This window comes from Frigidibacter sp. MR17.14, from assembly GCF_037095735.1.
In the GTDB taxonomy this organism is placed as follows: domain Bacteria; phylum Pseudomonadota; class Alphaproteobacteria; order Rhodobacterales; family Rhodobacteraceae; genus Frigidibacter.
Map to the genome: position 1 here is coordinate 932,184 of NZ_JBAWKD010000001.1, position 13,218 is coordinate 945,401.

The 13,218-nt window shown below is 72.5% G+C and carries 10 protein-coding genes; 2 read left to right on the forward strand and 8 right to left on the reverse strand.

Annotated features, from left to right (window positions below; translation table 11 throughout):
- Positions 1–63: 63 nt before the first annotated feature.
- A complete protein-coding gene (gene hslU / locus V8J36_RS04400) occupies positions 64–1,371 on the reverse strand; it encodes an ATP-dependent protease ATPase subunit HslU (RefSeq protein WP_336466023.1) in 1,308 nt (435 codons plus the stop codon).
- 11 nt (positions 1,372–1,382) lie between these two features.
- Entirely contained in the window at positions 1,383–1,940 is a 558-nt protein-coding gene (gene hslV / locus V8J36_RS04405; RefSeq protein ID WP_336466024.1) for an ATP-dependent protease subunit HslV, read from the reverse strand.
- Positions 1,941–2,151: 211 nt separating this feature from the next.
- Here hslV and V8J36_RS04410 point away from each other — a divergent pair, with 211 nt between their 5' ends.
- Positions 2,152–3,159 (forward strand): phosphotransferase, encoded by a 1,008-nt coding sequence (locus V8J36_RS04410; RefSeq protein WP_336466025.1) that lies wholly within the window; start codon positions 2,152–2,154, stop codon positions 3,157–3,159.
- Entirely contained in the window at positions 3,156–4,061 is a 906-nt protein-coding gene (locus tag V8J36_RS04415) for a hypothetical protein (protein WP_336466026.1), read from the forward strand. Before V8J36_RS04410 ends, V8J36_RS04415 begins: the two co-directional genes overlap by 4 nt.
- 93 nt (positions 4,062–4,154) lie before the next feature.
- Here V8J36_RS04415 and trxA read toward each other — a convergent pair whose 3' ends face one another.
- The 6 genes from trxA to tsaE form a co-directional block, all read right to left on the reverse strand.
- Positions 4,155–4,475 carry a thioredoxin gene (gene trxA, locus V8J36_RS04420; RefSeq protein WP_336466027.1) on the reverse strand — a complete coding sequence of 107 codons (321 nt, stop codon included), beginning with the start codon at positions 4,473–4,475 and terminating at the stop codon, positions 4,155–4,157.
- Positions 4,476–4,545: 70 nt separating this feature from the next.
- Positions 4,546–7,923 carry a double-strand break repair helicase AddA gene (gene addA, locus V8J36_RS04425; RefSeq protein ID WP_336466028.1) on the reverse strand — a complete coding sequence of 1,126 codons (3,378 nt, stop codon included), beginning with the start codon at positions 7,921–7,923 and terminating at the stop codon, positions 4,546–4,548.
- On the reverse strand, positions 7,920–10,889 hold the full coding sequence (addB, locus tag V8J36_RS04430) for a double-strand break repair protein AddB (RefSeq protein ID WP_336466029.1): 2,970 nt from the start codon (positions 10,887–10,889) through the stop codon (positions 7,920–7,922). The genes addA and addB overlap by 4 nt, the downstream gene beginning before the upstream one ends.
- A complete protein-coding gene (locus V8J36_RS04435) occupies positions 10,882–11,562 on the reverse strand; it encodes a nucleotidyltransferase family protein (protein ID WP_336466030.1) in 681 nt (226 codons plus the stop codon). The genes addB and V8J36_RS04435 overlap by 8 nt, the downstream gene beginning before the upstream one ends.
- Complete coding sequence (locus V8J36_RS04440) at positions 11,538–12,584, reverse strand: aminoglycoside phosphotransferase family protein (RefSeq protein WP_336466031.1); 1,047 nt, start codon at positions 12,582–12,584, stop codon at positions 11,538–11,540. Before V8J36_RS04440 ends, V8J36_RS04435 begins: the two co-directional genes overlap by 25 nt.
- A complete protein-coding gene (tsaE, locus tag V8J36_RS04445) occupies positions 12,581–13,078 on the reverse strand; it encodes a tRNA (adenosine(37)-N6)-threonylcarbamoyltransferase complex ATPase subunit type 1 TsaE (protein WP_336466032.1) in 498 nt (165 codons plus the stop codon). The genes V8J36_RS04440 and tsaE overlap by 4 nt, the downstream gene beginning before the upstream one ends.
- Between the last annotated feature and the right edge of the window lie 140 nt (positions 13,079–13,218).

The following is a 13,218-nucleotide window of genomic DNA, read 5'->3' on the forward strand; positions in this document are numbered from 1 at the left end:
GACCGTTCCGGGGGGCGCCAGCCTGCGGGGCCCGGGGGGTGCACCCCCCGGACCCCCTGTCTTTCAAAGCACGTAACGGCTGAGATCGGCGGATTTCGCCAATTGCCCCACGTTGGTCTCGACGAAGCCCGCATCGACGGTGACCGACTGCCCGGCCCGGTCCGGGGCGGTGAAGGACAGTTCCTCGAACACCCGCTCCATCACCGTGTAAAGCCGCCGCGCGCCGATGTTCTCGACCGTCGCGTTGACCTCGGCCGCGATCCGGGCCAGCGCCGCGATCCCGTCCTCGGTGAAGGTCACGGTGACCTGCTCGGTCCCCATCAGCGCCGTGTACTGGCGGGTCAGGGCGTTGTCGGTCTCGGTTAGGATGCGGACGAAATCGGCTTCCGTCAGCGCGCGCAGTTCGACCCGGATCGGCAGGCGGCCCTGCAGTTCCGGCAGCAGGTCCGAGGGCTTGGCGATGTGGAAGGCGCCGCTCGCGATGAACAGGATGTGGTCGGTCTTCACCGGGCCGTATTTGGTGCTGACCGTCGTGCCCTCGATCAGCGGCAGGAGGTCGCGCTGCACGCCCTCGCGCGACACGTCGCCGCCGCGCGCCTCGGACCGGGCGCAGACCTTGTCGATCTCGTCGATGAAGACGATCCCGTCCTCCTGCACCGACAGCAGCGCCGCCTGCTTGACGCTTTCGTCGTCCAGCAGCTTGTCGGCCTCTTCGCCGATCAGCACCTCGTAGCTCTGCGCCACGGTCATCTTCTTGCGGGTCATCCGCTGGCCGAAGGCCTTGCCGAAGATGTCGCCAAGGTTCAGCGCCCCCATGCCCATCCCCGGCTGGCCCGGGATGTCCATCATCGGCATCGCGGGACCGGCATCGGCGACCTCGAGCTCGATCACCGTGTCGTCGAGCTCGCCCTTCTTCAGCTTCTGGCGGAACATCTCGCGCGTGGTCTCGCGGGCGTCCTTGCCGGCGATGGCGTCCAGCACGCGGTCCTCGGCCATCTTCTGGGCGCGGGCCTTCACCTGATCGCGCATCCGGGCGCGGGTCTCGACGATGGCGGCATCGGCGAGGTCGCGGATGATCTGTTCGACATCGCGGCCGACATAGCCCACTTCGGTGAATTTCGTCGCCTCGACCTTCAGGAACGGCGCCCGGGCGAGCTTCGCCAGCCGGCGCGAGATCTCGGTCTTGCCGACGCCGGTCGGGCCGATCATCAGGATGTTCTTCGGATAGACCTCGTCGCGCAGGTCCTCGGGCAGGTTGCGCCGGCGCCAGCGGTTGCGCAGGGCGACGGCGACGGCGCGCTTGGCCTCGGACTGGCCGATGATGAAGCGGTCCAGCTCCGAGACGATCTCGCGGGGGGTCAAGTCGGTCATGGGGTCTCCTCTCAGCCGGCGATGCGTTCGACGGTGAGATTGCCGTTGGTGTAGACGCAGATGTCGGCGGCGATGCCCATCGCCTTGCGGGCGATCTGTTCCGCGCCAAGCTCGGTGTCGATCAGCGCCCGCGCCGCGGCCAGCGCGTAGTTGCCGCCGGACCCGATCGCGGCCACGTCATGTTCGGGCTCGAGCACGTCGCCCGCACCGGTGACGACCAGAAGGTCGCGCCCGTCGGTGACGATCAGCATCGCTTCCAGTTTCGACAGGTACTTGTCGGTGCGCCAGTCCTTGGCGAGTTCCACGCAGGCGCGGGCCAGCTGTCCGGGCGCGGCCTCGAGCTTCTTTTCCAGCCGCTCGAGCAGGGTGAAGGCATCGGCGGTCGATCCCGCGAAGCCCGCCACCACCTCGCGCCCGCCCGGGGTCAGGCGGCGCACCTTGCGGGCGGTGCCCTTGATCACGGTCTGGCCGAGGCTGACCTGGCCGTCGCCGGCCACCACCACCTCGCCGCCCTTGCGCACGCCGATGATCGTGGTGCCATGCCAGCCGGGGAAGTCGTCGCTGCTCATCCGGGTCTCCTTGTGCATCGGGGCTCAGATATGGCGGGGGCGGGCAGGGGACAAGGGCGCGAGGTGGGCGCGAGGGGGGCGCGAGGGGGCGCGGGGGGCCGGCGGGGGTCCGCCGGGGGCGGGGCAGGACGGGGGCGCTGCCCCCGCGAGACCCTTGCGGGTCTCGTCCCCCGGGATATTTTCGCCAGTAAGAAACCGGGGAGGGCGGGCAGTGGACAGCGAGGGGCTGCCGCGCATGGCGCAGGCGGCGATGGATCACTGGCCGGCACTGGCCGAGGCCGCGGGGTTGCCGCCGGAGGTCGACGGTCTGCGCGTGCTTGTGCACCGCGACCAGCCCGGGGTGCGGCGCGCGGTGCTGGCGCTTGTCGCGGGCGGGCAGGAGGTGATCCTGAAACATGCGGCCGAACCTTGGCAGCCCGAGCATTTCGACGGCTGCCTTGCCGCGATGCAGGGCGCGCGGGCGGCGATGCAGGGCGGCGCGCCGCGGCTGCTGGCGCGGCTGCCGGGCGGGCAGGCGGCCTTGATCGCGCGCGCGCCGGGCCGCTCGCTGGAAGAGCTGATGGAAGCGGCCGCCGACCCGCAGGAGATGCGGCGCCTGTTCCGCCGCGGGGCCGAGTGGCTTGGCCATTACCAGCGCGCGACCATCGGCCCGCCGACCGCCTTCGATCCTTCGGGCATGATCGCGCGCCATGCCCGGCTGCGCGAAGACATCCGGCAGGGGCGGCTGGCTCTGCCCGAGCCCGCGCGGTTCCTGGCCCTGTCCGAGGCCTTCGCCGCCGAGGCCGGCGCGGTCGCGGGGCGCGAGGTCGCGCGGGCGGCGGCGCATGGCGACCTGCATCCCGGCAACCTGCTGCTCGACCCGCCGCATGCCACCGTCGCCATCGACTTCAACCCGGTGCGGCTGGCCTGGGTCGGCCATGATCTCGCCGATTACCTGCTGGCCTTCCTGACCCGTTTCCTGCGCCCCGGCCAGCAGCCCGAGGGCGGCTGGCTGCCCGCGCCCGAGCGGCGCGCCTTCGCGCTGGGCCATGGCAGCGATCCGTTCGATGACCCGGTGCTGGAGCCGCTGCTGCTGGCTGCGATCGCGCGGAAATGGGTGCGGCTGGCCTCGGGCGACGGCCAGATCGCGGGCTCTCGGGCCGAGCGGCTTGCGGCGCTGATCCGCGTCGCCGGGCGGGCGCGGCCACGGCTTTGGGCCGATCTGCCGGGCGCGGAATGAGCGGGAACCGCGCGGTCCTGCATCTGGACGGGACGATGCTGGAGGCCGCGCGGGCCGGCCGGCAGAACTTCGTGAACCGGCTGGCGGCGGCGCTGGCAAGCGTGGGCTGGCGGCTGGAGATCGCCCGCGCCTCGCTGATGGCCGAGGCGCGCTGGGCGGCGGGGGGCCCTTCGCTCTGGCACATGTCAGAGCCGCCGGGGCCGGGCGGTCTGGTGATCCGGCGAACCTATCTGGGCGCCTTCTGGCATATCGAGCGGATCGCGGCGCGCTGGGACTGGCCGGTGGCGCGCGCGGCGTTCGATCCCGCCGGCATCGACCCCGACCGCGCCGCCGCCTTCGTCCGCCAGTGGCGCGGCCAGCTGTTCCCGGGGCTCGAGGCCCGACGCGAGGGCCATGTCTTCGTGCCCCTGCAGGCCCGGCTGACCGAGCGGCGCAGCTTCCAGTCGATGAGCCCGCTCGAGATGCTGCGCGCGGTGATCGCGCGCTGGCCCGACCGGCGCATCGCCGCGACCCTGCATCCGGGCGTGGACCACGATCCCGCAGAGCTTGCCGCACTGGAGGCGCTGGCCAAGACGCATCCGCGGCTCGAGCTGAGCCGCGGCGGCTCGCTGCCGCTGCTGGCCACGGCGGATCTGGTGGCGACGCAGAACAGCTCGCTGGCGTTTCAGGGGTATTTCCTTGAAAAGCCGGCGCTTCTGTTCGCGGGCATCGACTTTCACCACCCGGCGGCCTCGGTGCCGCGCGACGGGCTGGCGGCAGCGCTGGAAGCCGCGGAAGCCCCGCGACTGCCCTTGGCGCCCTATCTATGGTGGTTCCTGAAGGGCCACGCGATTAACGCCGGCGCGCCCGAGGCCGAGGCGCAGATCCTTGCCGCCCTGCGTCGCGGCGGCTGGGCGCTCTAGCCCCCGGAAAGGCGACGGCAGAAAAGCGACGGGGCGCGTCCTTCACGAACGCGCCCCGGCTGGGTTCGATCTGTCAGGCCGCTGGAGGACGGCTCAGATCGACGAGGTGATCCAGCTTTGCAGAGCGGCCTTGGGGGCAGCGCCGACCTTGTTCGACACGACCTGGCCGTCCTTGAACATGAAGAGCGCGGGGATGCCGCGCACGCCCAGCTGGGCCGGCGACGAGGGGTTCTCGTCGACGTTTATCTTCACGATCTTGACCTTGCCCTCGAGCTCTTTGGCGAGCTCTTCGAGCGCCGGGCCGATCTGGCGGCAGGGGCCGCACCATTCGGCCCAGAAGTCGACGACGACCGGGATGTCCGACTGGCGGACTTCGGCATCGAAGGTGGCATCGGTGACGGCATGGGTGGCCATGGCGCGCTCTCCTGAATTGGGGTCGGACCTGAACGTATGGGTCCAGTTGGCGTCCGTCAAGGTGTGGGGGTCAAGGTCTGGGGGGTGTCATCAAGGCTTCACGCACGATCTCGGGGGGCAGCGGCATCAGCAAGCCGCTGGCGGTCCAGAGAATTGCGGTTTCGACCGTCCGGTCCGGCCAGATCTGGCCCAGTGCCGCGGCATAGGCCCCCATCTGGCGCAGGATCCCGTCGGGCACCTGCGCGGGCGTCGCGGGCACCACCGCGTTCGACTTGTAGTCGAGCGCGATGATCCGCTCGGGCGTGACGATCAGCCGGTCGATCGCGCCATGCACCAGCCGGTCGCCCAGTTCGGGCAGGCGCGCGGTGAATTCGACCTCGGCCAGCGCCTCAGGGGTAAGGAACGGCGCCATGCCGGGCGCGGCGAGGATGCGTTGCGCCTCGGCCAGCAGCGCCGCGGCCTCGTCCGGGGCGGCGGCATCCTCGCCCTGGCCGAGCAGCCGCCAGGCCATTTCGGCCGGGTCCTCGCCGCCCCAGCCGGGCAGATGCTCCAGCAGCAGGTGCAGCTGGCGGCCGCGGCGCTTGGCGGCCTCGGTGTCCAGCGGCAGCGCGGCCTCGGGCACACCGGCAAGCGCCTTCGCGCCGCCGAGGTCCGAGGGCGAGAGCGCACGTTCCGCCGCCACCGGCGGCGCGGCGGGGCGCGACAGCCAGTCGGGCAGGGCAGGGGCGGCGGCCGCGGCATCGGGCACTGCCGCCGGCACGGGGTCCGGCCAGGCGCCGCTCGCATGGCGGCGGATCTCGCCCTCCGGCGTCGAAACCGTCTCTGTTCCGGCCCGATCGAGCCCATCGGACACCAGCCGCCACCAGTCGGCCTCGCCCTTCGGATCGCCCGCGCCGCAGACCACCAGCCAGCTTTCCGCCCGCGTCATCGCGACATAGAGCAGCCGGTCGCGCTCCTGCATGGACCGCGCCTTCAGCGCGCCCTTGGCCAGCGCCAGCGGTTCCGGCGCCTCATCCCCCGCGGCGCGCCAGAGCGCGTGGCCCTCGACGGTCAGGATCGCCGCATCGCCCTGCGCCTCGCGCCGGATCGTGTCGGGCAGGATCACCACCGGCGCTTCCAGCCCCTTCGAGCCATGCACCGTCATCACCCGGATCGATCGGCCCGCGCCCTCGGGCGAGCGCTTGACCTCGACATCGCCGCCCTCGAGCCAGACGAGGAATCCGGTCAGCGAGGGCACGTTGCCGACCTCGAAGGTCAGCGCCTGGGTCAGCAGCTCGTCGATGCCGTCCTCGGCCTCGGACCCCAGCCGCGCGATCAGCCGGCGGCGGCCGCCGTGGCGGGTCAGCATCCGCTCGATCAGCTCGAAGGGGCGCAGGAAGTCGGCCTGGTCGCGCAGGTCGGTCAGCACCGCAAGGGTCGCGGCATGCTGCGGCGCCTCGCGCAGCGCGGCCCAGAGGTACTGGCGCGGCGGGCGCGGCTGCGCCAAGCGGTGCAGCGCATCCTCGGACCAGCCGAACAGCGGCGAGCGCAGGACCGCGGCCAGCGACAGGTCGTCCTCGGGCGTGGCGAGGAAGGACAGCAGCGCGCGGATGTCCTTCACCGCCAGTTCCGCGGCCAGCTTCAGCCGGTCGGCCCCGGCGATGGCCAGCCCCTCTGCCTTGCAGGCGGCGATGATCTCGGCGAACAGCTCGGACCTTCGCTGCACGAGGATCAGGACGTCGCCGGCCTGCATCGGGCGGGGGCCCTTGGGCGTCGGGATTCGGGTTCCGGCCTCGATCTCGGTGCGGATCCAGCGGGCGATGCGGCGGGCCAGCACCACGGTCTGATGCGCTTCCGGCAGCTGGTCGACGGGATCGTCCCAGGCCTCGTCCCCGGGCTCGTCCGGGGCCGCGACCGGCGGCCAGAGGTCGACGCGGCCGGGCAGGCCCTCGTGGAAGGCGATGTGCAGGGGCGCGCCGCCGATGCCCGCGTCGGGTCGCGGCGCGAAGACCTCGTCCACCACCCGCAGCACCGCGCCCGACGAGCGGAAGGAATGCTCCAGCGCCGCCTCGCGCAGGGTGGCGTCGATGCCGGCGAATTTCGCGGCGAAATGCGCGCGCATCCGGTCGAAGGCGGCAAGGTCGGCACCCTGGAAGGAATAGATCGACTGCTTCTTGTCGCCGACGACGAAGATCGTGCGGATCCGGTCGCTGGCGCCGACGCCGGCGGTGAATTCCTCGGACAGGCGCTCGATCACCTGCCACTGGCCGGGTGAGGTGTCCTGCGCCTCGTCCACCAGGATGTGGTCGATGCCGCCGTCCAGCCGGAACAGCACCCATTGCGCAAGGCCGCGGTCGGACAGAAGCCGCGCGGTCAGCGTGATGAGATCGTCGAAATCGACCCAGGCGCGGGCGGCCTTGGCAGCATGGTAGCGCGGCAGGAAGGCGCCTGCGAAGCGGTGCAGCAGGGCCGAGCGTTCCGCCGCGATCAGCGCCAGCCGCCGCGGCCGCGCGGCCTCGACCCGCAGCGTCAGGGCGTCGAGCCGGTCGAGGAAGGGCGCGCAGGGGCCCTGCATCAGGCCCTTGGTCAGGATCTTTCCGGTCTTCGCCGTGCCCTTCTTGTCGCCCGAGGCATAAAGCAGCGCGCCCTCCAGCGCCTCGAGGATCGCAGGCACCGGCCCGGCCCAGTCGATCCCGGCCAGCTTGGCGCCCACCCGCTGGTCGTTCGGCCCGCTGCCGAGGATCGGGGGCAGCATCGCGGTGATCCAGTCCGCCTCGCCCCCCAGCAGCACCTCGGCGCCCAGCGCCGCCGCGTCATAGCCGGCGGGCAGGCCCAGCAAGGCGCCCAGCGCCGCGGCGTCGAGCGGCGGCTCGAAGGCGGGCGCATTCCCGCAGATCTCGGCCAGCAGCTTCGACAGGTCGTCCTGCGCCGACAGCCGCGCCAGCGCATCGACCGCGTCGCGCCCCTCGCCCGCGGCCATCTCTTCGACGATCTGCGTGCGCAGAAGCTCCGCCGCGCGGTCGTCCATCTCGGTGAAGCCGGGCGAGACGCCGGCCTCGAGCGGGAAGCGCCGCAGAAGGCCTGCGCAGAACGAATGGATGGTCTGGATGCGCAGGCCGCCCGGCGTCTCGATCGCGCGGGCGAACAGGCGCCGCGCCTCGGCCAGACGTTCGGGTGCCTGCGCGGCGATGCCGAGGTCGGACAGTTCCGCCGACAGCGCGCCGTCCTCCAGCATCGCCCAGCCGCCCAGCCGCTTGAACAGCCGGTTCTGCATCTCGGACGCCGCGGCCTTGGTATAGGTCAGGCACAGGATGCGCTCGGGCTCGGTGCCGCCCATCAAGAGCCGCGCCACCCGGTCGGTCAGCACCCGGGTCTTGCCAGAGCCCGCATTGGCCGAAAGCCAGGTCGAGGCATCGGGATCGGCCGCGTGCAGCTGGCGGCGGCTCGCGTCATCCAGCGGTTTCGTCATGCCCTGTCCTCTTCGCCCAGCACCGCGCCATAGCCGTCCACCGGCGTCTCGACGGGCGCGTCGGTCACGTCCCATTCGCCGAAGCGCGACAGGTGGTCGTAATCGCTGGCATCCTGCGTCGAATGCATCGCGCGCCGCGCGACATAGCCGCGCCCGCCCTTCAGGTAATGGGTCAGCAGCCGCTCGAGCCCTTCCCAGGTCTTCATCGTGACGCCGCCCTCGAGGTAGTCGGGCTTCGCCCCGGCCGGATCCTTCATGCCGATGTAGGTGATGCCCTCGACATCGGCATGGCCCAGTGCCTCGAACCCGCCACGCTCGGCCATCGCGGCTTCCAGCAGCATCTGCTTGTCGAAGGCCTCCTGCTGCTTCTTCGTGGGCGGGCTGCCGGTCTTGTAGTCGTAGATATGCACCCGCCCATCGGTCAGCTGGTCGATCCGGTCGGGCCGCGCGGTCAGCGTGAAGCCCAGATCGTCGAGCCTGACCGAGCCCGCGCGCTCCAGCACCACCGGCTTGCCGCGCGCCATCCGCTCGAACTCCGTGGCGACGAAGGCCGCGGCCACGCGCTCGAGCCGCGCCCGCCACATCCGCTGCGAGGCCGCCCAGGGGATCTGCGCGGCAAGCTCGGCCTCGGCGATCTCCATCAGCCGGTCGCGGGCCGCGGGCTGGTCCTCGGCCTCGGGGCGTTCGCGCACGAACCGCTCGATGATGTGGTGCAGGACGGTGCCGCGCATCCGCGCGTCGGGCTCGATCCCGATCGGCGGCAGCGGCTCCAGCCGCAGGATGCGCCGCGCGTAGATCTGGTAGGGATCGCGGATCAGGCTGCGGATGCCGGTCACCGCCAGCTCCGTCGGGCGCTGGTCGAGCGGCGGCTGCGGGGCGGGGCGCGTGGCGCGCGGGATCCCGCCCGCGGGGCGTTCCACGGCGCGGGCCAGTGCCACCAGCTCGGCCCCGCGCGCCCGCATCGCCGCCAGCGCCTCGGGCCCGCCGCGCGTGGGCAGGCCCGCCATCAGGTTCACCATCCGGTTCAGCCAGCGCGAGGGCACGGTCTCGGCCTCGGCGCTCTTCAGGGCGCGGCTCAGCACCACCTCGGGCGCGCCGACGGCCTGCTGGAAGTCATGCGCCGACAGGCCCACCGCGCGTTCGGGCGAGCGCAGGCCCGCATCCATCCGCATCCGCCGCGACATCCAGGGATCGGGCGGCGGCTGCTGCGGCCAGACGCCGTCGACCAGCCCGCCAAGGATCACGAGGTCCGCCCCCTGCACCCGGGCCTCGAGCGTGCCCCAGATCGCGATGCCGGGATGCACCGTCTCTGACCCGCGGACCGAGCCGGAATTCATCAGCGAGGCGACAAGCTCGCGGTAATCGTCGGGCGAGACCGCGCCGCCATGCGGCGCCTCGGTCCGCAGGCCCTGCATCACCCGCGCGGCTTCGCGGCCGCCGGCCTCGCGCCACAACTCAGAGGCTTCGGCGCTGCCGCCGGGGCCCGCGGCCAGCGTCTCGGCCAGCGCCAGATGCCCCTCGACCCAGTCGAGCACCATGCGATCCCCGCCCAGCGCCGGCGTCGGGCCCAGGGCGTCCCCCAGCCAGGCGGCCCAGGCGGCGCGGCCCTCGGCCGGGCTCGTCTCGGCCCAGGCGGCCAGATCGGCGGGGCCGGGGAAGGCCGGGCCGCGGCGGCGCAGGCGCAGTTCCAGATCGCGGGTGTGGCGCAGGTGATCGCCGCGCGCGCCGTTGCCGGTGGCGGTGATCGGGTGCTTCAGCAGCGTCAGCAGCGCCTCGACCGAGAGCCGTTCGCCGTAAAGCGCCGCAACATGGCGCAGGAAGCGGCCGGGCGGCGACAGGATCAGCGGCTGGCCGGCGCTGTCGTCGGGCGTGATCCCCCAGCGGTCGAGCGCGGCGATGACGCGTCGCGCCAGCATCCGGTCGGGGGTGATCAGCGCCGCGCGCTGCCCGTCCTCGGCCGCGCGGCGCAGGCGCAGCGCGATCGCCAGCGCCTCGGTCCGCGGATCGGGCGCCTCGATCAGGGTCATCGCCTGCGTGGCGGGGCGCAGGTCGGGCAGCCGCGGCCCCTCGGCCAGCCACTGGTCGGTGACCGGCGCGGGACGCAGGGCCAGCGACAGCAGGCGGTTGCGATCCGGCGCCGGGGCGGGGGCGGTGTCCCACAGCCGCACTGCAGAGGGCGCGAGGTCCAGCGCGCGCAGCAGCGCCGCATGGCGGTACTGCGGATGGTCCTCGGCCGGGAAACGACCCTGAAACAGGCTCTGCCACACGGGGCCCGGCTGGTCGAAGTCGAAGCCCGGCAGCACCACCCAGCCTTCGGGCAGCCGCGCCACGGCTTCCAGGAACAGCGCCGTCGCCCCGCGCGAGCCGGTCGAGCCCGCGACCACCACCGGATCGGCGGGGGGCGTTTCCGCCCAAGCCGCGGCCAGCGCCGCGACCAGCGCGCGCTGCCGCGCCTCTGCGTCCGGCGCCGCGTCGCCGCCCTCGAAGAACCGCGCGACGATGCGGATGAAGGCCAGCGAGCGCTGCCAATGCGCGGCATGGTCGGCGATGTCGAGCCGTTCCAGCGCCTCGGGCGAAACGCCTTCGTCCTGCATCTCTGCCATCAGATCCTGCAGGCTTTCGGCCAGATCCGCGGCCCCGGCGCCGGGCGCCAGATCGGGCGCCGCATTCAGCAGCCGCTGCACCAGCTGCCCCAGTTCCAGCCGCCGGCGCAGCTTCGGCACCGCCGGCGGCAGTGCCGCCATCGGATCGCTGCCCAGATCGGTGATCAGCCGCAGCCGCGGCAGCAGGCGGGTGCCATGAGCGTCGAAAGCCTCGGCGATCTTGCGGCGCATCCGGCCCGAGTTCGCATAGACCGTGACCCGCGCCATCGCCTCGGGCGGGCGGCCGGCCATCTTCGCGATCAGGCCGGCGACGAAGGCCTTGGGGAAATCGGCGCCGCAGGGAAGGGCGTAAAGTTCAGCCATCGGTGGCCTCCAGCAGCGCTTCGGCCAGCGGGATCGACTCTGGCCGGCCGACATCGCACCAGCCGCCCGGGTGTAGAACCCCGTGCAGCCGACCGCGGGCGGCTGCCAGATTCCACAAGATGTTGTTAGAGAATTTCGCCTCAGACACTTCATCGAGCAGATCCAGCGACAGGATCTGTGCCCCGGTATAGACCGGCCCCGGCCCGCGGGTCAGCGCGCCGTCGTCGCCGATCAGGAAGTCGCCTGCACCCGCATGACCCACCGCGCGCGCCTTCGGCACCAGCAGCAAAAGCGCGTCCATCCGCGCCGGGTCCCATTCCGCCAGCAGCGTCCGCAGCGGATTGGCCCCGGTCCAGACCGCATCGGTGTTCAGCGTGAAGCAGGGCTCGGACAGATGCGCGCGGGCGGCCTTCAGCCCGCCGCCGGTCTCCAGGATCTCGGGCTCGAAGACCACCTGGGCTCGGCCCGCCAGATGATCGGCGATCTGCGCGGGCAGGTAATGGGTGTTCGCCACGACCCGCAGGCCCAGCCCCTCGGCCAGCGCCAGCGCATGGTCGATCAGCGGCCGCCCGGCGACTTTGATCATCGGCTTCGGGCGATCCTTGGTCAGCGCCCCCATCCGCGTGCCGAAGCCCGCGGCGTAGAGCATCAGCGCAGAGGGTGGCGTCCGCATTCGTCCCTGATCCTTTGCAGCCCCGCGGGCGAGGGCGCGGGCAGCAGCCCGGCCACCGCCTCGGCCAGCGGCGCCAGCGCCGGATGCGCCAGATCGCGCATCAGCAGGGCCCAGACCCGGGGAATGAAATCGACATACTGCGGCTTGCCGTAATGCATCGACAGCCGCGCGAAGACGCCAAGGATGCGGAGATTCCGCTGCGCCCCGCAGAAGGCGTATTCGGCCCGGAACAGAGCCTCGTCCAGCCCATTCGCGGTGATGTAATGCATCACCATCCGCTCTTCGGCATGGGGCGAGACGTCGCGCCGCGCGTCCTTCAGCATCGAGACGAGGTCATAGGCCCGGTTGCCCGCCATCGCGTCCTGAAAGTCCAGCAGCCCGACCCGCGCCACGCCCGCGCGCTCCGGCAGCCACAGCAGGTTCTCGGCATGGAAGTCGCGCAGGATCATCACCGGCTCGCCGGGCGCGAGTTCGGCTTTCAGGCCTTCGACCAGCGCCGCGAACCCGGCCGGGTCCGAGACCTCTCCCGTCACCGCGCGGCGGTACCACTCGACGGCCAGCGCCGCCATCCGGCCCATGACCGCGCCGTCATAGGGTTTCAGGCCGGCCACGGGCGGGGCGGCATGCAGCGCGGACAGCACGTCGGTCGCGGCGGTGTAAAGCTCGACCTCGCGGTCGGGCTCGTTCGCCAGCACCCGCGCGAAGAGGTCGTCGCCCAGATCCTCGAGCAGCAGGAACCCCGCCGCCTCGTCCGCCGCGAGGATCGCGGGGGCTGACAGGCCGCGTTCGGTCAAGGCGCGGGCGATCGCGAGGAAGGGGCGCACGTCCTCGCCCTTCGCCGGGTCGGCATCCATCAGCACCGCGCTGCGCCCGCCCTCGGTCAGCCGGTCGTACTTGCGGTTCGAGGCGTCGCCCGCCAGCCGCCGCCGGGTGGCCGCGCCCCAGCCCGCCGCAGCGATCAGACGGTCGCAGGCGGCAGCGCGGATCCCGGCGGCGCGGGCGGTGTCGTCACGGTCGGTCATGGCAGGCTCCGGAACAGGGGCAGCAGGGCGCGGGCGCGGGGCCCGGTGGCGATGACGGTCAGCCGGCGGCCCTCGCCGTCGGGCTTGAAGGACAAGCGCAGCGCATCGGCCGGCGCCAGTTCGGCCAGCCGGTCGGGCCATTCGACAAGGCAGATCGCGGTGTCGAACGCCTCGTCCAACCCCAGTTCGAGTGCCTCTTCGGGTGCGGTCAACCGGTAGAGGTCGGCATGCCAGATCTCGACGGGACCCGCGTCATAGGTCTGCACCAGCGTGAAGGTCGGCGAGGGCACATCCTCGGTCCGGCCCAGCGCCGCCAGCCGCGTCTGGATCAGCGCCCGCGCGAAATGGGTCTTGCCGGCGCCGATCTCGCCCGACAGCAGCAGCACGTCGGCGGCGCCCAGCGCGGGAGCCACCGCGCGCGCCAGCGCCTCCGAGGCTTCGGGCGCGGGCAGGATCAGCTCCAGCGTGTCGGGGGCGTCATCGGTGCGGCTCATGGCCGAGGTCTAGCGGCCCCGCCGCCTCAGGCCAAGGCCCGTCCGTCGGCGGCGGTGTGGTTGGACGCGACCCTGCGCGATACCGCCCCGCCGGACGCCACCCGGCCGGACGCTGGCCGTGAGCGGCTCGGCCCGGCGCG